The organism is Roseateles oligotrophus (assembly GCF_025717515.1).
Taxonomy (GTDB): Bacteria; Pseudomonadota; Gammaproteobacteria; order Burkholderiales; family Burkholderiaceae_C; genus Paucibacter_A; species Paucibacter_A oligotrophus.
This window is the reverse complement of the sequence record NZ_JAJIRN010000001.1, coordinates 174,405-192,787: the sequence shown is the minus strand read 5'-3', so window position 1 is coordinate 192,787 and position 18,383 is coordinate 174,405. Positions and strand designations below refer to the sequence as shown.

The following is an 18,383-nucleotide window of genomic DNA, read 5'->3' as shown; positions in this document are numbered from 1 at the left end:
GTTTAGCATCCGGCTCAAGTCACGCAGAAACCGCAGGCTCGCGGACATACACTGGCAAGATGCGCGCGCCCTTTCGCCCCAGAATGAAATTTCGCAACGGTCAACAGGTCCCTGAGCCGTTATCAATCTCCAGCGCCTTGCTGCAGCATGAAGGCTTGGCTCGACTGAGCCTGCTGATGCGCGAATCCAATCGGCGCATGGAGTTGATCAAGCATTGCCTGCCGGGTGCTCTAAGCAGGTTTGTCCGGCCAGGTCCGGTCGATGAGGAAGGCTGGACCTTGCTTGCCGCCAATGCGGCGGTTGCCGCCAAGTTGCGCCACCTGCAACCCCGCCTGCAGGAACTGCTCGAAGAAGCCGGACTGCAACCGTCCAAGGTCAGGGTAAAAGTGCAGCAGTAAGGGCGGAAATACTCAAGCCAAAGCCAAAACGCCCAGGCAAAAAAATACCGCTTATGGAAGCGGTATTTTCAACTTTGGTGCCGGCTATCGGATTCGAACTGATGACCTACCGCTTACAAGGCGGTTGCTCTACCAACTGAGCTAAGCCGGCGAAAGACCAAGAGTATAGCCCTTAATTAACGGGCCGGTCAACTACTTTATTCGCTTCAATGAAGGCCGGCCCGAGCTTGGGGGTGTTGCATCGGGCTCATCGCCGTCAACCGCACCCAAAGCAGAGGGAACTTCAGCAAGAATTGCCTTACCGTCTGCCGAAGCTGACTCCACACTTTGCGTCAGCTTCACAGCGCGCAATGGCGCAGCCGCCGGCCGATCCTCCGGCACGGCCGGCGCCGGAGCGCTAACCGCAGGCGCTTGCACCGGCCCCATCGCTGTCTGCACATCGGGTGCAGGGAATGCCATGCCTTGCCCGTTTTCACGGGCGTAGATGGCAACCACATGGTCTATCGGCACAATGATCTCGCGCGCCGTGCCGCCGAACCTGGCCTTGAACTGAATGAACTCGTTGCCAAGCTCCAGACTGCTGGTGGCGTCGAAGCCGACGTTGAGGACGATTTCGTTATTGCTGACGTATTCCATCGGCACCTGCACAAACTTGTCCACTTGCACGGCGATATAGGGGGTGAAACCGTTATCGGTACACCAATCGTGCAAGGCTCGAATCAAGTAAGGCCGAGTCGATGCACTGCCCGATCCGCCGTTCTGACTGCTTTGTTCCATATGCCGATCGCTTACTTGCGCATGACCTTCTCGGACGGCGTCAACGCCTCGATGTAGGCAGGACGCGAGAAAATCCGCTCGGCATATTTCAGCAGCGGCAGCGCATTCTTGGACATATCGATGCCGTAGTAATCAAGGCGCCACAGCAGCGGAGCAATGGCCACGTCCAGCATCGAAAAATCGTCGCCGAGCATGTACTTGTTCTTCAGGAAGATAGGGGCCAACTGAGTCAAGCGGTCGCGGATCTGCGAGCGGGCCTTTTCCAACTGCTTGTCGGCTGCCTTGGCGGCTTGGCTACGACCTTCCAGCACATTGACGTGAGCGAACAGTTCCTTCTCGAAATTCAGCAGGAACAGGCGCACCCGTGCGCGAGCGACTGGGTCGCCGGGCATCAATTGCGGGTGAGGGAAACGCTCATCGATGTATTCATTGATGATGTGCGACTCATACAGAATCAAGTCTCGCTCAACCAGGATCGGCACTTCGTTGTAGGGATTCATCAAGGCGATGTCTTCGGGCTTGGCGAACAAGTCCACATCGCGAATTTCAAAGTCCATACCCTTTTCGAACAGCACGAAGCGGCAGCGATGCGAGTAAGGGCAGGTGGTTCCAGAATAAAGCACCATCATGGCGGCAGGCTCCCAAAGGGTAAGGTAAAAAGGTTCGCGGACGTTACTGAACAAATCCGCGCAAAATGCAAACGCAGTGGGAGCTTATGCAAGCTTCCCACTGCGCTTTCGGCCAGGCAAAGATGCCCGAGCCTGATCAACTATTTCACGTCTTTCCAATAGGCCGCATTCAGGCGCCAGGCAAAGACGGTGAACACCAACAAGAACAAGAGCACCATCACGCCCAGGCGAAAGCGCTGGGTCTGGGCCGGCTCACCCATCCACTGCAGGTAGGCAACCAAATCAGCCACCGCATTGTCATATTGACCCGGGGTCAAGGTGCCGGGCGTCAGTTGCTCGAAACCCTTGAAGACGTGAATCTTCTTGGCATGATCATGTGGGTCAGATTCTTCGGCAAACTTGGCTGCGCGCAGACCCTGCAACTCCCACAACACATGAGGCATGGCCACACTTGGAAAGGCCAGGTTATTCCAACCCGTCGCTTTGGTGTCGTCGACGTAATTGCTACGCAGATAGGTATACAAATAGTCGGCGCCCGAACCCTTGGCACCATCGGCACGCGAACGAGCGATAACGGTCAAATCGGGCGGAGCAGCGCCAAACCATTCTTTGGCCTGACGTGGATCCATCGCAACCTTCATCGTATCTCCAACTTTGTCGGAGGCGAACATCAGGTTGTTCTTGATCTGCAACTCGGTCAAACCGATATCGCGCATGCGGTTGTAGCGCATGAAGGCCGCCGAGTGGCAGTTAAGACAGTAGTTGACGAACAACTTGGCGCCATTCTGCAGCGCCGCCATGTCCTGCATTTTCTCTTTGGGGAACTTGTCCCATTCCATGCCGCCCGCGTTGGCAAAGGCACCGGATACCAAGCCAAAGCAGGTCAGCAACGTAGCGATGAGTTTTTTCATTCTTTGGTCTCCGTGGCTCAGTGGGCGTGGAAGGTCACACGATCAGGCACAGGCTTCGGCGTACCGAGCTTGCTCCACCAAGGCATCAACAAGAAGAAGCCAAAGTAGTACAAGGTGCCAATCTGAGCGACCAAGGTGCCCATATCGGTCGGTGGTTGAATGCCCAAGTAACCCAACACCAGGAAGAACACGACAAACACGGCATACACATATTTGTGCCAATCAGGACGATAGCGGATCGACTTGACCGGGCTGTGATCCAGCCAAGGCAGGACGAACAGAATCACAACCGCGCCGCCCATCACTACCACGCCCCAGAACTTGGCATCAAAGGTCTTCAGCAGTGCTGCAGCGACAAGGGCAATCACCAGCACCGCCACTTTGGCCTTGCCGGAGAAACTGCCTTTCAAGACTGCCAAGATCGCCGACAAACCAACAATACCGGCCAACACATTCACCATCGTGTCGGTCGTTGCACGCAGCATCGAGTAGTAAGGCGTGAAATACCAGACCGGCGCAATGTGAGCCGGGGTCTTCAGTGGATCAGCCGGGATGAAATTGTTGTATTCAAGGAAGTAGCCACCCATTTCAGGCGCAAAGAAAACGATCGCCGTGAACACCATCAAGAACAGGCTCAAGGCATAGATGTCATGCACGCTGTAATAAGGGTGGAACGGGATGCCGTCAAGCGGATGACCATTGGCGTCCTTCGGAGCCTTGGGGCCCTTGATCTCGACGCCGTCCGGGTTGTTCGAGCCCACTTCATGCAGCGCAATGATGTGCGCCACCACCAAGCCCAGCAAGACCAGCGGCACGGCAATCACGTGGAAGGCAAAGAAGCGATTCAGCGTCGCGTCACCGACCACAAAGTCACCGCGAATCAGCAAAGCCAGATCAGGGCCGATGAAGGGCACGGCGGCGAACAAGTTCACAATCACCTGCGCACCCCAATAGGACATCTGGCCCCATGGCAGCAGATAACCCATGAAGGCCTCGGCCATCAGGCACAAGAAGATACCGCAACCGAAGATCCAAACCAACTCACGCGGCTTGCGGTAAGAGCCATAAATCAGGCCCCGGTACATATGCAGATAAACGATGATGAAAAACGCCGAGGCGCCGGTCGAGTGCATATAGCGGATCAACCAACCCCAAGGCACATCACGCATGATGTACTCGACCGAGGCGAACGCCATCACCGCATCGGGCTTGTAATGCATCACCAGGAAAATACCCGAGACGATTTGAATCACCAGCACCACCAAGGCCAGCGAGCCGAAGATGTACCACCAGTTGAAGTTTTTCGGAGCGTAGTACTCCGACAAATGCTCTTTATAGAGCTTGCTCGCCGGGAAGCGGTTATCCACCCAAGTCAGGAGCTGCTCACCCATCGGTGCGCCTGCTGGAGCTTCTTTGAATTCAGCCATGTTGACCTCTGTCCTTTAGCCTAATGCGGCGATTAAGCCGGCTTGTCTTCACCAATGATGATTTTGGTGTCGGACAGGTACATATGGGGAGGCACTTCGAGGTTATCGGGCGCCGGCTTATTCTTGAACACGCGACCCGCCAAGTCGAAGGTCGAACCGTGGCAGGGGCACAAAAAGCCACCGCGCCAGTCATCCGGCAACGAAGGCTGAGGGCCGGGGGTGAATTTCTCGCTGGGCGAACAACCCAGGTGCGAGCAAATACCCACCGCCACCATGAACTCTGGCTTGATCGAACGAGCCTCGTTTTTGGCGTATTCCGGCGTCGGGAATGCCGTGCGCTTGGACAAAGGGTCCGCCAGCTCGGCATCACGGCCGCTCAGGGCAGCCACTTGCTCGGGCGTACGACGCACGATCCAGACGGGCTTGCCGCGCCACTCAACGGTCAATTTCTCGCCCGGTTTGATGGCACTGATATCGACTTCCACTGCCGCTCCAGCGGCCTTGGCGCGCTCAGACGGGGCGAAAGAACTAACGAAAGGTACGGCGACGGCTACACCGCCAACGGCGCCGGCGCAACTTGTGGCTATTAGCCAAGTGCGCTTGCCGTGGTCCACTTGCTGGTCACTCATGAGCATCCTCAAACGAGACTTCTGATCGGGGTCAACCCGAGATTCTAACGGACGCCGCCGCCTATTGGCTTCGACATCATTCCGCAGACGCATTTTCACACGACAATATGGTCGTTTTGAGCAATTGCGGGCACCAATCATCACGCAAGCCACAAGCTGCCGATGCGATGCCCGCCCAAATACAACCGGCCCTCGAGCCAACAGTGGAGCAATTTATGGGAATGTTGTCCGAATTCAGGGAATTTGCGGTCAAAGGCAATGTGGTTGACTTGGCCGTTGGCGTGATCATTGGCGGCGCCTTCGGCAAGATCGTCGACTCGGTTGTCAAGGACTTGATCATGCCGGTGATCGGCCGCATTGTCGGCGGCCTGGACTTCTCCAACTATTTCATCACCTTGGCCAGCCCTCCGGCTGATTACAAAGGCCCCGCCACTTATGAGGCGCTCAGCAAGGCTGGCGTTCCCTTGTTCGCCTATGGCAGCTTTCTGACCGTGCTGCTGAATTTCATCATCCTGGCCTTCATCATCTTCATGATGATTCGGCAGATCAATCGCTTGAAGCGCGACGAGCCGGCCGCTCCAGTCGAGGCCGCCGCCACGCCAGAAGACATCGTGTTGCTGCGTGAAATTCGCGATTCCTTGAAGCGCTAAGTTAGCCAGCAAGGCAGCCAAAACACTTGTAAGCAAAGGTTCCTGCTTGACAAGGCGTTAGCTATTTGACGACCGGGGCTGGGTTTTCGGATGTCTGCGTCCCCGGCCACCCGATTTAGGCTCGATACTTGACCCCATATAGACTGTAGCAATCTAGCTACATACATCGTCAACCGCGCCCATGAACTCGCCCGAAGTCAGTCGACTGAACCCGCATTTGGAAGCTGCCGTCCAACGCGTTCGCACGGCCGCCGACCAAGCAGCCGAGCGTTGTGCCGAAGGTCTGGGCTTGTCAGCCCTTTCCGCGGGCCAGGTCAAACGTCGCGAAGCATTGCTCACGACGCAGTTTTTATTCCGCAAACAACAGTCCTTGTTCGGGCTGCAGTTCTACCAAGCCTTGCGTGCCGCGCTGAACCTTGAGCAAGGTGTCAAGGCGGCATCCAACTCGACCGGTAAAAAAGATTGGGGCGAACTGTCCCTGATGGATGACGACCAAGTTGACGCTCTGGTCGTTGGTGACCGTATCGGGCTCGCCATCGGCCACCAGAGTGAATGGGAGTTGCGCGAGGTCGAGTCCTATATGCCGGGCCTGAGCAGCGGAGATCGCAATCCCTTGCGCCCCGAATTGATTGGCCAGGCCTTGTTGACCGCGGTTCACGCGATTGCCGAAGAAGAAGACACTCGCCAGCTTCTCATTGATGAGTTGACTCGCGCCTTGGCGCAAGAAATGCGCATCTGCTATGCCGACATCGCGGAGCTGTTTCGCAACCGCGGCTTGCGCCCGCAAGACCTGCGCGTACGGGCGGTTGACTCAAGCCCTTCCACCCGCGCTCAGGCGCTGTCCGGCCACAGCCAAGCTGGCCAGTTGGATGAAGGCGGCCACAACAGCGGAAGATTTGGCGGGGCCGGTCTTGGCCACAGCCAAAGTCCTGGTGGAGGCGGCGGGGGCTTTGGCAGCGGTTTTGGCGGATCCAGCCAGAACTCGAACTTGGCGGGCTCCGCGCGTGGTGAATATGGCGGGGGCACGCCACAAGGATTCTCGAACCAGCAAGCCGGCGGGCTGGGGACTGTTGACGCTCAATTGATGGATTTGCTGCGTCGCCTGGCCCATGTGCCGGGCGGCAGCGGCGCGCAGCCATTCGCTTCGAGCGGATGGGGCGCCGCGCCCGACAGCGCAGCAGGCATGGGCTACACCCAGCCCGCCGGGCTGCCCTCAAACAGTCAATGGAGTGAGGATTTCAATGCCCCGACCTGGCAGGGCGGCCCGCCTCCCAATTTGATCCATTTGCACCGCGAAGAGCTGCGCCAAGCGGCCAGCGGCAGGCTCGACCATATGGTGATCGACGTGGTCAGCAGCTTGTTCGATCAGGTGCTGTCCGACCCCAAGGTGCCGCCTCAAATGGCCCGCCTGCTGGCCAGTTTGCAACTTCCGGTTTTGCGCGCGGCGCTCGGTGACCAGACCTTCTTTTCGTCCCGCCGCCATCCGGTGCGCCGCTTCATCAACCGTATGGCCTCGCTGGCCTGCGCCTTCGATGACTTCAGCGAGGGTCCCGGCCTGGCCTTTCTGGCCCATGTTCAAGAGCTGGTTCATGAAGTCGCCAATGGCGACTTCGACCGCATGGATGTTTACGAGCGCAAGCTGGACACGCTTGAGCAATTCATTGCCGAGCAGATCGGCAACGCGCTCACTCAACAAGGCGACGCCGCCACATTGCTGGCCCGCAAAGAGGTTGATCTGCGCTTGCAGCAGCGTTATTCACAACAGCTGCAAACCGCCTTGGTGGCGGTGCCAATGCCCGATTTCATTCGGGACTTCTTGGCGCAGGCCTGGAGTCAAGCCATTATCCTGGTCAGCCGCGATGCGACCAGCACGCCCGAGCGCACGCAGCGTATTCGCCAATTTGGTCGCGATCTGGTGATGAGCGTGCAGCCCAAATCGGGCACCGCTCAGCGACAGGTTTTCCTGGGGCAATTGCCCAAGTTGATGCAGACCCTCAACGAAGGTTTGGACCTGATTGCTTGGCCGGAGGAGCAGCGCAAGGCCTTTTTCGGCCAGCTATTGCCTGCCCACGCCGAGTCCCTGAAGGGTCAAGCACTCAGTGCACTTGAGACCAACTTGCTGGCCAAGCAACTCGACGGGGTGTTTGGCTGCACGCCACCCGAGGAGAAAGACTTGGGGCCGGACAGCACGGCCGGCCTGCCGCAAGATGTAGACATGGGGGCGCGTTTGAGTGCCACCGAAGCCAAGTCGCTCGGGCTTATCAATGAGTCCGCAGTGGATTGGTCGGGGCAAATCGACATTGATCTCTCTGCCGATGCGCCACTTCAAGCGGTCGACATCAGCATCGACGGGCTACCAGCCTCAACGGAGGCGCCGGAACCTAGTGAGGGCGAGCTGTTGATCGAGCACCTGCAACTCGGTTTCGCCTATCAGATGCATACCGGCGACAGCTGGCACAAGGTCAGGCTGGCCCATATCAGCGCGGGCCGCAGCTTCTTTATCTTTACGCAGGGCACCAAGCACCAGGAGACCGTCACCATGACGGCTCGCATGCTCAAGCGTCTGTGCGAGGCAAAACGGCTGCGCGCGTTTGAGAATGCCTATCTGATGGAGCGCGCCATCTCCCGTGCACGCAAGCAGTTAGCCAGCATCAAGGTCTGAGCGCCCTCGGAGCGCTGAGGGGCAGCAGGCGGCAGGCCATCGCCAAGGCTGCCTTCAGACTGGAAGCGTCGGCGCGGCCGCTGCCGGCCACATCAAAGGCGGTGCCGTGATCCGGGCTGGTACGCACAAAGGGCAAACCCAAGGTGACATTGACACCCTGCTCCACGCCCAGGTATTTGACCGGGATCAGGCCATGGTCATGCGTCATTGCCACCACCACATCGAACTCACCCGGATGGCCTGCGACATCGCGCGCGCGCATGAATACGGTATCGGGCGCAAATGGCCCGCTGGCATCGATACCTTCGGCGCGCGCCTGCGCAATCGCCGGAGCGATGTGGCGGATTTCTTCATCGCCGAACAGCCCCCCCTCACCAGCATGGGGATTCAAGCCCGCCACCGCGATCCGCGGCGCGGCAATGCCAAAACTCAGCATCGCCCGCTGGGCGATTCGCACGGTTTCGAGCACGCGCTCGATATTGATCAAATCGATCGCTTGCCGAAGCGAACAGTGGATTGTCACCAGCACCGTACGTAATTCATTATTTGCCAACATCATGCGTACCGGCGCGGCTCCGCCACCTTCGGCCGCCAAGGCCTGCAGCATCTCCGTATGGCCGGGATAACCAATGCCCGCTGCATGCAAGGCCTCCTTGTGGATGGGCGCCGTCACCAGCGCATCGGCCTTACCCGCTTGAATCGCACGCACCGCCGCCTCGATACACACTGCCGCCGCGGCGCCGGCCTTGGCGTCAATCGCGCCCATGCAGCAATCCAGCAAACCCGCAGGCAAGCCGTCCGGCTGCCAGACAGCCACACAGCGCGGCGGCAAATCGACCAACTCATCCAGCGAACTCAAGTGGAGCAAGGGCAATTCGACACCGGTCCATGCCATCGCGCGGCGCATCACCGCCACATCGCCCAGCACGCACAGGCGCGCGTCCAGGTCGGGCTCGGGAGCCGCCACGGCCATCGCCACGATTTCGGGGCCAATGCCGCAAAGGTCACCCATCGTCACCAGAATGGTTTTAGCGGAACTCATACTCTTCATGCCGGATTCGCGATATCAATGAATTGCTGCGTCACACCGAGTTCTTGCGCCAAATGCGCAGCCACCGCCTGTACACCATAACGTTCGGTCGCATGGTGGCCGGCAGCAATGAAGGCAACCCCGGTTTCGGCGGCCAGATGCGCCTGCGGTTCGGAGATTTCGCCGGTCACGAAAACATCGACTCCGGCTGCGATGGCCCCCTCAAAATAGCCCTGCGCCCCGCCCGAGCACCAGCCCACCCTGTTGATTTCACGGCTATCTCCGCCCGCCACCAGCACCGCCCGATCCAGTTGCCGCTCCAACTGCGCGCCGAATACCGCCAGACTTTGCGGCGCCGCCAGCGAGGCGGTAAAACCCAAATCCTGCTCACCGAAACGGCCATCCACCGGCCAGCCAAAAAGTCGCCCGAGTTGGGCGTTATTGCCAAATTCGGCATGGGCATCCAGCGGCAAATGATAGGCAAATAGATTGACGTCGGCAGCCAGCAAGCGGGCCAGGCGCTGCTTCATCCAACCGGTGACGCGACCGTCTTGGCCGCGCCAGAACAGGCCATGGTGGACCAGAATCGCATCGGCGCCGGCGTCTATCGCCGCCTCAATCAAGGCCAAGCTCGCGGTTACCCCACAGACGATATGCCGAATCTCGTCCCTGCCCTCAACCTGCAAACCGTTCGGCCCATAATCCTTGAAACGATCGACCTCCAACAGGCGCTTCAGATGGAGATCGATGACATGGCGTTGAGGCATAGGAGACTTTGAGAGTGCGTAAGCTTTGGTTGATTTTCGCTCAGACCGCTACGGTGGTGATGGGCATTCTTTTTGTGCTGAGCACATTAAAGCCGGAATGGCTGCGCTCGGCACCGACCGCTGCCCTGCCCGCAACCATTGCGCCGTCGCTGGCCGCAGCCTACCCCCCGGCCGGTGCCGCCAGTGGCGCACAGCGGGCCGGCTACAGCCTGGCTTCCCGGCGGGCCTCTCCGGCCGTGGTCAGCATCACCGCCAGCAAGGCGCCGTCGCGCAATAGCGAGGCCCAAGATCCCTGGTTCAAATTCCATTTCGGGCAACGCGGCCGAGGCAAGGAGGCCGCGCGCCCGCAAACCGGCCTGGGCTCGGGCGTGATCGTCTCGGCCGATGGCTATTTGCTGACCAATAACCATGTGGTCGAGCGCGCCTCGGACATCGAAGTGATGCTGACCGACGGACGCCAAGCCCGCGCCACCCTGATCGGCACCGACCCGGAAAGCGATTTGGCCGTATTGAAAATAGAACTGGAGCGTTTACCCGTCATCCATCTGGGCACGGCAGACAGCCTGCAGGTCGGTGACGTGGTGCTGGCCATCGGCAACCCCTTCAATGTCGGGCAGACGGTGACCTCGGGCATCGTCAGTGCACTGGGGCGGAGCCAGTTGGGCATCAACACCTTCGAGAATTTCATTCAAACCGATGCGGCCATCAACCCTGGCAACTCGGGTGGCGCGCTGGTCGACGTTGACGGCAACTTGGTCGGTATCAATACCGCCATTTATTCGCGCAATGGCGGCAGCCTGGGGATAGGTTTTGCCATTCCGATCAGTTCAGCACGCTTGGTGATGGACGCCTTGTTGCGAGATGGTCAGGTTGCTCGGGGTTGGATCGGTGTGCAGACCCGCGAACTCACGCCCGAGTTTGCCGAGGCCTTCAAGCTGCCGCTGACATCTGGGGTACTGATCAGTGGCGTGCTGGCGAATGCGCCGGCCGCCAAAGCCGGTGTCAAGCCGGGCGATGTCTTGACCAAGGTCGGCAACACCGCCGTTCAAAGCCCCGCCCAATTGCTGGCGGCAGTGGCGGCGCTGAAGCCCCTGAAGCCGGCCACCTTGGCCTTGCAACGCGGCGAGCAACAATTGGAAATCGAAGTGTTGGTCGGGCAAAGGCCCAAACCGCAACCGGTGCAGGACGGGGAGCGCTAAAGCCTCAGCCGGCCGCTTCGTCCGGCGCCTTTGAGTAACGGTTGAAATAGCCGGCGGCGAACACGCCGAGCTCATACAAGATACACATCGGAATCGCCAGCGCCAACTGCGACACCACGTCGGGCGGCGTGATGACCGCCGCAATGACGAAGGCCAAGACGATGAAATAGCCACGGAATTCGCGCAGCTTCTCGACCGTCACCAAACCCATGCGAACCAGCAGCACCACCACCACGGGCACCTCAAAGGCCGCGCCAAAGGCAATAAACATCGACATCACAAAGCTCAGATAGGCCTCGATGTCGGGCGCTGCGGTAATGCTTTTGGGCGCGAAGCTTTGAATGAACTTGAAGACCTGCCCGAACACGAAGAAATAGCTGAAGGCCACGCCGACGAAGAACAGCAAGGTGCTGGAGAACACCAAAGGCAGCACCAAACGCTTTTCATGCGAGTAAAGCCCCGGCGCCACAAAGGCCCAGACCTGGTACAAAACCACCGGCAGAGCGATCAAGAAGGCCGCCATCAAGGTGATCTTCAATGGCACCAAGAAGGGCGAGATCACATTGGTGGCAATCAGCGTCGAGCCGGCCGGCAGTTGTGCCACCAGCGGCGCGGCAAGCATGTCGTACAAGGCCGAAGGCCCGGGGAAAAATGCCAGCACGCCAAAGGCGACCGCCACCGCGATCGAAGCGCGCACCAAGCGGTCACGCAACTCGATCAGATGGGAGACGAAAGGCTGTTCTGTGCCGGCGAGTTCATCGTCGGGCTTGGCGTCATTGCTCATGCGGTGGGGGCGTAGCGCTCAGGCTGGATTCAACGTTAGATATTGGGCCGAACGGGGCGAAAGCGCGCGACGCGGGCGGCGCCGGACTGCGCATGGCGGCGCACACCTTGCTGCTGCTTGTACCACTGCGGCGTGGCACCGCGCTTCAAACGCCAATTCTTCTTCGGCCGCCGATAAGCAGACGAGCCAAAAGAATTGTTGTCATAGCCATGCTGCCCGCCCATATCGCCAATATCGCCCAGGCCGCCAATGCTGTTGGAACTGACATCGGACCAAGTCTGCTCAAAGGCCTGACCGGCGCTATTGACTTCTTGCTGGACGGTTTGCCCAACGTCACGCGCCGCAGCCTCCATCTCGGTCTTCATTTTCTTGAGCTCTTCGAGCTCCATCGAGCGACTCACCTCGGCCTTGACGTCAGACACATAGCGCTGCGCCTTGCCGATCAGGTGACCGACGGTGCGCGCCACTCGAGGCAGCCGCTCGGGGCCAATCACGACCAAGGCCACCGCGCCAATCAGCGCCAGCTTGTCAAATCCAAAATCAATCATGCAGCGTCAGACCGGCCGTCAATCAGGACTTGGTCTTGGCCTCGACGTCGACGGTGTTGCTGTCGCTCGCCTTTTGGCTGTTTTGGCTGTTTTGGCTGTTGCTGACCTGCTGAGCCGGTGCAGCCGGCGCCGCAGCATCAGCACTGCTGCCGCCCTCCTTCATGCCGTCCTTGAAGCCCTTGACGGCGCCACCAAGATCGCTACCGATGTTCTTGAGCTTCTTGGTGCCAAAGACCAGCACAACGATCACCAGCACAATCAGCCAGTGCCAAATACTCAACGAACCCATTATTTATCTCCTACAAACAATCTCGGCATTCTAGTTGGGCCACATGACAATTCGCGCAGGCCGACACATGACACTGTCATAGATCAAGGTTTTTAGCCCTTCAACCAGGGCCTTGGGCCACCCATCACATGCATATGCAGGTGGTACACCTCCTGCCCGCCGTCCGGGCCGGTGTTGATGACGGTACGAAAGCCATTCGTCACCCCCAAGTCGCGCATCAATTTGGGCGCCAACACCGACATATGACCCAGCAACTGCACATGCTCATCGCCCAATTCGCTCATCATCGCGATGTGCTGCTTGGGCACGATCAGCACATGCACCGGCGCCCAAGGGTGAATGTCATGAAAGGCCAGCACCAACTCATCCTCATAGGCCTTGCGGCTGGGAATCTGGCCGGCGACGATTTTGCAGAACAGGCAATCGGGGTCGTGTGACATAAAAAGACTCAAAGCAAAGTTTCACAAACCAGGCAAAGGCGAATCGACTCAGCGTGGCATGGGCCGGCCGGCGCTCATCGCGGCCCAACCGCGCACGACGCGGTAGAGGAACCAGATCGACACCAGCGCCCAGGCGATCATGCCCGGCACATACAACAGCAAGAACAAGGGACTGGTCAACAGATACAGCGCCCCGGCCCAAGCCACGCTTCGCAGGCGCCAACTGAAATGCGATTCCTGCCAACTGGCCCTGGCCTCATCGCGTTTGATCAGATCGATCAACACGGCCACCAGCAGCAAAAACACGCTGGCCTGCACGCCTGGCAGCACCGCGGCTATGGCCACCACGCCATGCAGCAAGTAACTCACCACACCCACGGTACGCAGACTGCGCTCGCGCTCGGCATCCAGCAACTGGTTCGGCTCGATCAGCGCATTTGCATCAGTCATTGGGTTCATCCTCTTGTGCTTTGCCGCGCTGGGCAAATTCCTGCAAACCCGACAAACCCTCGCGGCGGGCCAATTCGGCCAGCACCTGTTCGGGCTTCAATCCGAAATGGCTCAAAGCGATGATGGAGTGGAACCATAAATCGGCCACCTCGTAGACAACTTTCTGCGCGTCCCCATCCTTGGCCGCCATGACCGTCTCGGTGGCCTCTTCGCCGATCTTCTTCAAGATCGAGTCCAAGCCTTTGTCGAACAACTTGGCCACATAGCTGGTGGCCGGGTCGCCGCCATGGCTGGGCTTGCGTGATTCGATCACGGCCGCAATGCGGGCCAAGGTGTCATTGCCCGGACTAGTTGACTCAGTCATTTGCATCATTCACTTGTAGATTTGACCGGGATCTTTCAGCACCGGCTCGACCGCTTGCCAATCAAGCCCGTCGCCTTGCTCCAACCGTTGATAAAAGCAGGAGTGCCGCCCGGTGTGGCAAGCAATGCCTGGAGTGCCTGGACTTTGGCCGTTCTGAGTAATCTTCAAGAGCAAGACATCGTTGTCGCAGTCCAGCCGCATCTCGTGCACCGTCTGCGTATGACCGGACTCTTCGCCCTTGTGCCAAAGCTTGGCCCTGGAACGGCTCCAATACACAGCCTCGCCAAGCTCCTGGGTGCGCGCCAAGGCCGCCCGGTTCATCCAGGCAAACATGACGACGTCGCCGCTGCTTTGCTCTTGCGCGATCACCGGCACCAGGCCGTCCGCGTCCCATTTGATTTGATCCAACCAGTTCATAGGCCTCAGTGTAGTGGCGACCCGCATGGCCATCAGGCCAGATGGGTTGGACCCACGAATGCCCGCTCGGCCGCGAACCAATCCAGCACCGGAATCGTGCCCGGCAAGACCGGCTGCATCTGCACCGGCAGGCTCTGCCAGGCCATCGCCTGCTGCTCGCGCATTTCGAACTCACCGCTCCACTCGAAGACCTTGCAGAAGTGCAGGCGAACCCGAGCGTGCGGATAGTCCATCACCAGCTCCTGCCAGGGGTGAACTGCGGCAATCGTAATGCCGAGTTCCTCTTGCAACTCACGCCTCAAGGCCTGCTCTACCGTCTCGCCGGCCTCCAGCTTGCCGCCGGGGAATTCCCAGTAACCGGCGTAGACCTTACCGACCGGCCGACTGGTGAGCAAAAAACGAGCTTCACGCCCCTCCCCATCACGCTCGACCAGCACACCCACGGCCACATCGACCGGCACCCGTTCGGCTCCCCCCAACTCAGACATGATCGAGTCCGGTTGGTGGCACGCTGTCGGTCACCACGGGCGGCATTGCCTCCAGGCCGCCACGCCCGGCCAAGTCGCGCGCGAACTGATAGGCGACCCGGCCCGAACGCGAACCGCGTTCCAGCGCCCAGACCAGGGCCGGCTGACGCGCCGCAGCAATGGTGTCCTCCGCCACCTCAAAGTAACGCAACCATTGAGCGGCGATGGCCAAGTATTCGTTTTGGCTGAAGGGGTAAAAACTCAACCACAGGCCAAAGCGCTCGGACAGAGAAATCTTTTCCTCGATCGCCTCACCCGGATGAACCTCGCCATCGGGCTGGTGCGTATAGGACAGGTTGTCCTTCATCTGCTCGGGCAAGAGGTGGCGTCGGTTGCTGGTGGCGTAGATCAACACGTTGTCGGTGGCCGCTGCGACCGAGCCGTCCAACATCGACTTCAAGGCCTTGTAGCCGAGTTCACCTTCATCAAAGCTCAGGTCATCACAGAAGATCACAAAACGTTCGGGCCGTTCCGCCACCAGGTCGACCAGATCGGGAAGGTCGACCAGATCGGCCTTGTCGACCTCGATCAGACGCAGTCCGCGCGGGGCAAATTCATTCAAGCAGGCCTTGATCAGCGAGCTCTTGCCGGTGCCGCGTGCGCCGGTCAAGAGCACGTTATTCGCCAAACGGCCGGAAACAAACTGCTCGGTGTTCTGCAGCAGACGCTGCTTCTGAGGCTCAACCTCAAGCAAGTCGCTCAGGCGTATCGTGGCCGCGTGGCGCACCGCCTCCAGCACCGGCACACCGCGCCGGCGCCGATACCTGAAGGCCGCTGCGGCCTGCCAGTCGGGCGCGGCCAAGACAGGCGGCAGCAAGGTCTCAACGCGAGCCAGCAAGGCCTCGGCACGTTGCAGAAAACCCTGCAGGGAAACTTGTACGGGATCAACCATGGTCAGCGCGCTTTAAGGGGCTGGCCAGTGTAGCGGTGAGCTTCAGCCCAGCAACATGCGCAAGGCCGAATCAAGCTGCTCGATCGGGCTGCGCTTGAAGCCACTGCGCGCATAACGCTGCAGGCGACCGACGATGAAGCTGACCAAGACCGAGGCCTGCGCATTCGCGTCAACCGTCGGCGTGCTGGAGCCATTCGCTTCCGCCGCGTTGCGCAGCACTTGGCGCAGCGAAGACTCGACCCGATCAAAAAACTGATTCATGCGCAACACCAGGCGCTCGTTCTCATAAACCAGCGCATCACCGACCATCACGCGTGTCATGCCCGGGTTGCGTTCACCGAACTGCAGCAGCATCGAAACAATCTTTTGCGCCTGCAGCAAGCCCGATCCGTCGCGCTCGGTGATTTGATTCAAGAGTGTGAAAATGCTGCCCTCGATGAACTCGATCAGGCCCTCGAACATCTGCGCCTTGCTGGCGAAGTGGCGGTAGAGCGCCGCCTCGCTGACCTCCAGCTTGGCCGCCAACGCCGCGGTGGTGACACGGTCCGCACCGGGTTGCTCCAGCATGCTGGCCAGAGTCTGCAGAATTTGCACCCGGCGCTCACCCGGCCGCGGGCGCTTGCGCGGTGGCGCAGCGCTTGCGGACACAGCGGCTGCGACAAGATTCAATTTGGGCTCTGAAGCGGACATGGGCATAGCGGCTTGGGGTTGATCGCAGATTCATGCGAGCGCTTCATTGCTGAAGTGCCAACTTGCTAAAGCGCGCGGCCCATGACGGCAGCCGGCGGCCGATTCTGGCACAGCCGCGCGCCACTGCGAGTCAACGCTCGACGGCAATGCCGAACCGAGCAGACCGCCGCCCTAAGCCGGCAACAAGTCGAGCAGCCGGTTGATGCGCCTATCGACATAGACCGGCCGCCGGCGCAGACCCACATGGGCCTCGGGGCCATGTGGATTGCTTTGCGAACGGCGCAACCAGCGCTGCATCCAGACCGTGCGCATGCCGACCCGCTTGGCGGCCTTTTGATGCACCAGCGTGTCTTCCACCAACACACAGTCGCTGGGCCGCAGCTTCAGCCCGACCAGCAGATGGCGGAACATGCGCATGTCTGGCTTAGGTCGCAACTGGCCAAACATGCGCATTTGCTCAAAGGCAATCACCGCCTCGAAACAATGCGCGATGCCCAACACGGCCAGCACCCGCTGGGCGTAGGCCAGCGGAGCGTTGGTCAACAAAAACTTGCGCCCCGGCAGGCGCTGGAGTGCTGCCAGGTCATGCGCATGGCCATGCAATAGCGGCTCGACACCCTCCAAGCGATGGGTATGGTGCAAAAAATGCGCCGGCTGCACGCCATGGTGGCGCACCAAGCCCAGCAGCGTGGCACCGTAGCGATGCCAATAGAGTGCCCGCAGACGGCTGGCTTCATCGCGTGGCACCCCGACATGGGTCTGGATGTAATCGGTCATCGCCACATTGAGCGCCCCGAACACATGAGCCGAGGCGTTATGCAGGGTGTTGTCGAGGTCGAAGAACCAGACCCGCTTGGATGCTCCTCGCATCAGACAGACTCAGTGCGACCGGATCATCGTCCCATAAGCCTGGTCGCTCAAAATCTCCAGCAGCATCGCATGCGGCACGCGGCCATCGATGATGTGGACCGCATTGACGCCGCTCCTGGCTGCGTCCAGCGCCGAGGCAATCTTGGGCAACATGCCGCCGGACAAGGTGCCGTCGGCGAACAACTCGTCGATCTCGCGCGCGCTCAGGTCGGTCAGCAGATTGCCGGCCTTGTCCAGCACCCCCGGCGTATTGGTCAGCAGCACCAATTTCTCGGCCTTCAAAACTTCGGCCAACTTGCCGGCCACGACATCCGCATTGATGTTGTAGCTCTCGTTGTGCTCGCCAAAACCGATCGGGCTGATGACGGGGATGAACTGGTCATCCTGCAGCGCCTTCACCACGCTAGGGTCGATGCTGACGATATCGCCGACCTGGCCGATATCGTGCTCTTTGGCCGGGTCATCCTTGTCCAGCATCTTGAGCTTCTTGGCGCGAATCATGCCGCCGTCGCGGCCCGTTAGGCCCACCGCCTTGCCACCAGCCACATTGATCAGGCCGACGATATCTTGCTGAACCTGACCGGCCAACACCCACTCCACCACTTCCATGGTTTCTTCGTCGGTGACGCGCATGCCCTGGATGAAGTGGCCCTTCTTGCCCAGGCGAGTCAAGGCGCCCTCGATCTGCGGGCCGCCGCCATGCACGACCACCGGATTCAGGCCGACCAGCTTCAAGAGCACCACATCCTCGGCAAAGTCTTGCTGCAAGGCCGGGTCGGTCATCGCATTGCCGCCGTACTTGATGACGATGGTCTTGCCATGGAACTTGCGGATATAGGGCAGCGCCTGCGAGAGGATCTCGGCCTTTTCGCGCGGGGCGATATGGGAGACATCGGTGCTGTGGGCCGAGCTGGCTTCGTTCTTCATGGCTGATCCAGACAAAAACAAGGTGAGGTCACAAAATCTGGCGGGATTGTAGGTCGCCGCTTGCGCCGAAGTTCGGGCTTGCGGCCACAATGCCAGCCGCAGCTCG

The 18,383-nt window shown here is 59.8% G+C and carries 23 protein-coding genes and 1 tRNA gene; 4 read left to right on the top strand and 20 right to left on the bottom strand.

Annotated elements, in window-relative coordinates; all coding sequences use genetic code 11:
- Positions 1-83 precede the first annotated feature (83 nt).
- Positions 84-398: a DciA family protein gene (locus LNV07_RS00990; RefSeq protein WP_263569314.1), complete on the top strand. Its 315-nt coding sequence runs from the start codon at positions 84-86 to the stop codon at positions 396-398.
- 75 nt (positions 399-473) lie between these two features.
- On the opposite strand, the gene LNV07_RS00985 is transcribed toward LNV07_RS00990, so the two are convergent.
- The 6 genes from LNV07_RS00985 to petA form a co-directional block, all read right to left on the bottom strand.
- Positions 474-549, bottom strand: a tRNA-Thr gene (locus LNV07_RS00985).
- A gap of 41 nt (positions 550-590) precedes the next feature.
- The gene (locus LNV07_RS00980; protein WP_263569313.1) at positions 591-1,175 is read right to left on the bottom strand and encodes a ClpXP protease specificity-enhancing factor; all 585 of its coding nucleotides are present in this window, start codon (positions 1,173-1,175) and stop codon (positions 591-593) included.
- 11 nt (positions 1,176-1,186) lie between these two features.
- Positions 1,187-1,804 carry a glutathione S-transferase N-terminal domain-containing protein gene (locus LNV07_RS00975; protein WP_263569312.1) on the bottom strand — a complete coding sequence of 206 codons (618 nt, stop codon included), beginning with the start codon at positions 1,802-1,804 and terminating at the stop codon, positions 1,187-1,189.
- Between the two features lie 140 nt (positions 1,805-1,944).
- Complete coding sequence (locus LNV07_RS00970) at positions 1,945-2,715, bottom strand: cytochrome c1 (protein WP_263569311.1); 771 nt, start codon at positions 2,713-2,715, stop codon at positions 1,945-1,947.
- A gap of 17 nt (positions 2,716-2,732) precedes the next feature.
- Positions 2,733-4,142 carry a cytochrome b gene (locus LNV07_RS00965; RefSeq protein WP_263569310.1) on the bottom strand — a complete coding sequence of 470 codons (1,410 nt, stop codon included), beginning with the start codon at positions 4,140-4,142 and terminating at the stop codon, positions 2,733-2,735.
- A 32-nt stretch (positions 4,143-4,174) separates the two neighbouring features.
- Positions 4,175-4,771, bottom strand: coding sequence for a ubiquinol-cytochrome c reductase iron-sulfur subunit (gene petA / locus LNV07_RS00960; RefSeq protein ID WP_263569309.1), 597 nt, complete (start codon positions 4,769-4,771; stop codon positions 4,175-4,177).
- Positions 4,772-4,986: 215 nt separating this feature from the next.
- Here petA and mscL point away from each other — a divergent pair, with 215 nt between their 5' ends.
- Together mscL and LNV07_RS00950 are read left to right on the top strand one after the other, a co-directional pair.
- Positions 4,987-5,421, top strand: a complete 435-nt coding sequence (mscL, locus tag LNV07_RS00955; protein ID WP_263569308.1) for a large conductance mechanosensitive channel protein MscL — start codon at positions 4,987-4,989, stop codon at positions 5,419-5,421.
- A 181-nt stretch (positions 5,422-5,602) separates the two neighbouring features.
- Positions 5,603-8,083 carry a DUF1631 domain-containing protein gene (locus tag LNV07_RS00950; protein WP_263569307.1) on the top strand — a complete coding sequence of 827 codons (2,481 nt, stop codon included), beginning with the start codon at positions 5,603-5,605 and terminating at the stop codon, positions 8,081-8,083.
- On the opposite strand, the gene pdxA is transcribed toward LNV07_RS00950, so the two are convergent.
- Both pdxA and LNV07_RS00940 read right to left on the bottom strand, forming a co-directional pair.
- Positions 8,073-9,134, bottom strand: coding sequence for a 4-hydroxythreonine-4-phosphate dehydrogenase PdxA (gene pdxA, locus LNV07_RS00945; RefSeq protein ID WP_263569306.1), 1,062 nt, complete (start codon positions 9,132-9,134; stop codon positions 8,073-8,075). The two genes, LNV07_RS00950 and pdxA, sit on opposite strands and share 11 nt — an antisense overlap.
- Complete coding sequence (locus LNV07_RS00940; RefSeq protein ID WP_263569305.1) at positions 9,131-9,880, bottom strand: Nif3-like dinuclear metal center hexameric protein; 750 nt, start codon at positions 9,878-9,880, stop codon at positions 9,131-9,133. Before LNV07_RS00940 ends, pdxA begins: the two co-directional genes overlap by 4 nt.
- A 14-nt stretch (positions 9,881-9,894) precedes the next feature.
- Between LNV07_RS00940 and LNV07_RS00935 the strand changes: the two genes are divergently transcribed.
- The gene (locus tag LNV07_RS00935) at positions 9,895-11,079 is read left to right on the top strand and encodes a trypsin-like peptidase domain-containing protein (protein WP_263569304.1); all 1,185 of its coding nucleotides are present in this window, start codon (positions 9,895-9,897) and stop codon (positions 11,077-11,079) included.
- Positions 11,080-11,083: 4 nt separating this feature from the next.
- Here the strand turns inward: LNV07_RS00935 and tatC are convergent, their stop codons facing one another.
- From tatC to argB, 12 genes are all read right to left on the bottom strand, one after another.
- Entirely contained in the window at positions 11,084-11,863 is a 780-nt protein-coding gene (gene tatC, locus LNV07_RS00930) for a twin-arginine translocase subunit TatC (protein ID WP_263569303.1), read from the bottom strand.
- A 35-nt stretch (positions 11,864-11,898) separates the two neighbouring features.
- On the bottom strand, positions 11,899-12,411 hold the full coding sequence (gene tatB, locus LNV07_RS00925) for a Sec-independent protein translocase protein TatB (protein WP_263569302.1): 513 nt from the start codon (positions 12,409-12,411) through the stop codon (positions 11,899-11,901).
- Between the two features lie 22 nt (positions 12,412-12,433).
- On the bottom strand, positions 12,434-12,700 hold the full coding sequence (gene tatA, locus LNV07_RS00920; RefSeq protein WP_263569301.1) for a Sec-independent protein translocase subunit TatA: 267 nt from the start codon (positions 12,698-12,700) through the stop codon (positions 12,434-12,436).
- A 92-nt stretch (positions 12,701-12,792) separates the two neighbouring features.
- A complete protein-coding gene (locus tag LNV07_RS00915) occupies positions 12,793-13,140 on the bottom strand; it encodes a histidine triad nucleotide-binding protein (RefSeq protein WP_263569300.1) in 348 nt (115 codons plus the stop codon).
- 48 nt (positions 13,141-13,188) lie between these two features.
- The gene (locus LNV07_RS00910; protein WP_263569299.1) at positions 13,189-13,590 is read right to left on the bottom strand and encodes a DUF4870 family protein; all 402 of its coding nucleotides are present in this window, start codon (positions 13,588-13,590) and stop codon (positions 13,189-13,191) included.
- A complete protein-coding gene (locus tag LNV07_RS00905; protein WP_263569298.1) occupies positions 13,583-13,954 on the bottom strand; it encodes a phosphoribosyl-ATP diphosphatase in 372 nt (123 codons plus the stop codon). Before LNV07_RS00905 ends, LNV07_RS00910 begins: the two co-directional genes overlap by 8 nt.
- Positions 13,955-13,963: 9 nt before the next feature.
- Positions 13,964-14,380 (bottom strand): phosphoribosyl-AMP cyclohydrolase, encoded by a 417-nt coding sequence (gene hisI / locus LNV07_RS00900; RefSeq protein WP_263569735.1) that lies wholly within the window; start codon positions 14,378-14,380, stop codon positions 13,964-13,966.
- 23 nt (positions 14,381-14,403) lie between these two features.
- On the bottom strand, positions 14,404-14,859 hold the full coding sequence (locus tag LNV07_RS00895) for an NUDIX domain-containing protein (protein ID WP_263569297.1): 456 nt from the start codon (positions 14,857-14,859) through the stop codon (positions 14,404-14,406).
- Positions 14,852-15,790 carry an ATP-binding protein gene (locus LNV07_RS00890; protein WP_263569296.1) on the bottom strand — a complete coding sequence of 313 codons (939 nt, stop codon included), beginning with the start codon at positions 15,788-15,790 and terminating at the stop codon, positions 14,852-14,854. The genes LNV07_RS00895 and LNV07_RS00890 overlap by 8 nt, the downstream gene beginning before the upstream one ends.
- A gap of 42 nt (positions 15,791-15,832) precedes the next feature.
- Positions 15,833-16,480, bottom strand: coding sequence for a nucleoid occlusion factor SlmA (gene slmA, locus LNV07_RS00885; RefSeq protein ID WP_263569295.1), 648 nt, complete (start codon positions 16,478-16,480; stop codon positions 15,833-15,835).
- 171 nt (positions 16,481-16,651) lie between these two features.
- The gene (locus LNV07_RS00880; RefSeq protein WP_263569294.1) at positions 16,652-17,350 is read right to left on the bottom strand and encodes a pyrimidine 5'-nucleotidase; all 699 of its coding nucleotides are present in this window, start codon (positions 17,348-17,350) and stop codon (positions 16,652-16,654) included.
- Positions 17,351-17,359: 9 nt separating this feature from the next.
- Entirely contained in the window at positions 17,360-18,277 is a 918-nt protein-coding gene (gene argB, locus LNV07_RS00875) for an acetylglutamate kinase (RefSeq protein WP_263569293.1), read from the bottom strand.
- Between the last annotated feature and the right edge of the window lie 106 nt (positions 18,278-18,383).

What these genes read in the sequence shown, in the direction of transcription:
- LNV07_RS00990 (WP_263569314.1), top strand. Translation starts at nt 84, where the DNA reads ATGAAATTTCGCAACGGTCAACAGGTCCCTGAGCCGTTATCAATCTCC.
- LNV07_RS00980 (WP_263569313.1), bottom strand. Translation starts at nt 1,175, where the DNA reads ATGGAACAAAGCAGTCAGAACGGCGGATCGGGCAGTGCATCGACTCGG.
- LNV07_RS00975 (WP_263569312.1), bottom strand. Translation starts at nt 1,804, where the DNA reads ATGATGGTGCTTTATTCTGGAACCACCTGCCCTTACTCGCATCGCTGC.
- LNV07_RS00970 (WP_263569311.1), bottom strand. Translation starts at nt 2,715, where the DNA reads ATGAAAAAACTCATCGCTACGTTGCTGACCTGCTTTGGCTTGGTATCC.
- LNV07_RS00965 (WP_263569310.1), bottom strand. Translation starts at nt 4,142, where the DNA reads ATGGCTGAATTCAAAGAAGCTCCAGCAGGCGCACCGATGGGTGAGCAG.
- petA (WP_263569309.1), bottom strand. Translation starts at nt 4,771, where the DNA reads ATGAGTGACCAGCAAGTGGACCACGGCAAGCGCACTTGGCTAATAGCC.
- mscL (WP_263569308.1), top strand. Translation starts at nt 4,987, where the DNA reads ATGGGAATGTTGTCCGAATTCAGGGAATTTGCGGTCAAAGGCAATGTG.
- LNV07_RS00950 (WP_263569307.1), top strand. Translation starts at nt 5,603, where the DNA reads ATGAACTCGCCCGAAGTCAGTCGACTGAACCCGCATTTGGAAGCTGCC.
- pdxA (WP_263569306.1), bottom strand. Translation starts at nt 9,134, where the DNA reads ATGAAGAGTATGAGTTCCGCTAAAACCATTCTGGTGACGATGGGTGAC.
- LNV07_RS00940 (WP_263569305.1), bottom strand. Translation starts at nt 9,880, where the DNA reads ATGCCTCAACGCCATGTCATCGATCTCCATCTGAAGCGCCTGTTGGAG.
- tatC (WP_263569303.1), bottom strand. Translation starts at nt 11,863, where the DNA reads ATGAGCAATGACGCCAAGCCCGACGATGAACTCGCCGGCACAGAACAG.
- tatB (WP_263569302.1), bottom strand. Translation starts at nt 12,411, where the DNA reads ATGATTGATTTTGGATTTGACAAGCTGGCGCTGATTGGCGCGGTGGCC.
- tatA (WP_263569301.1), bottom strand. Translation starts at nt 12,700, where the DNA reads ATGGGTTCGTTGAGTATTTGGCACTGGCTGATTGTGCTGGTGATCGTT.
- LNV07_RS00915 (WP_263569300.1), bottom strand. Translation starts at nt 13,140, where the DNA reads ATGTCACACGACCCCGATTGCCTGTTCTGCAAAATCGTCGCCGGCCAG.
- LNV07_RS00910 (WP_263569299.1), bottom strand. Translation starts at nt 13,590, where the DNA reads ATGACTGATGCAAATGCGCTGATCGAGCCGAACCAGTTGCTGGATGCC.
- LNV07_RS00905 (WP_263569298.1), bottom strand. Translation starts at nt 13,954, where the DNA reads ATGACTGAGTCAACTAGTCCGGGCAATGACACCTTGGCCCGCATTGCG.
- LNV07_RS00895 (WP_263569297.1), bottom strand. Translation starts at nt 14,859, where the DNA reads ATGTCTGAGTTGGGGGGAGCCGAACGGGTGCCGGTCGATGTGGCCGTG.
- LNV07_RS00890 (WP_263569296.1), bottom strand. Translation starts at nt 15,790, where the DNA reads ATGGTTGATCCCGTACAAGTTTCCCTGCAGGGTTTTCTGCAACGTGCC.
- slmA (WP_263569295.1), bottom strand. Translation starts at nt 16,480, where the DNA reads ATGTCCGCTTCAGAGCCCAAATTGAATCTTGTCGCAGCCGCTGTGTCC.
- LNV07_RS00880 (WP_263569294.1), bottom strand. Translation starts at nt 17,350, where the DNA reads ATGCGAGGAGCATCCAAGCGGGTCTGGTTCTTCGACCTCGACAACACC.
- argB (WP_263569293.1), bottom strand. Translation starts at nt 18,277, where the DNA reads ATGAAGAACGAAGCCAGCTCGGCCCACAGCACCGATGTCTCCCATATC.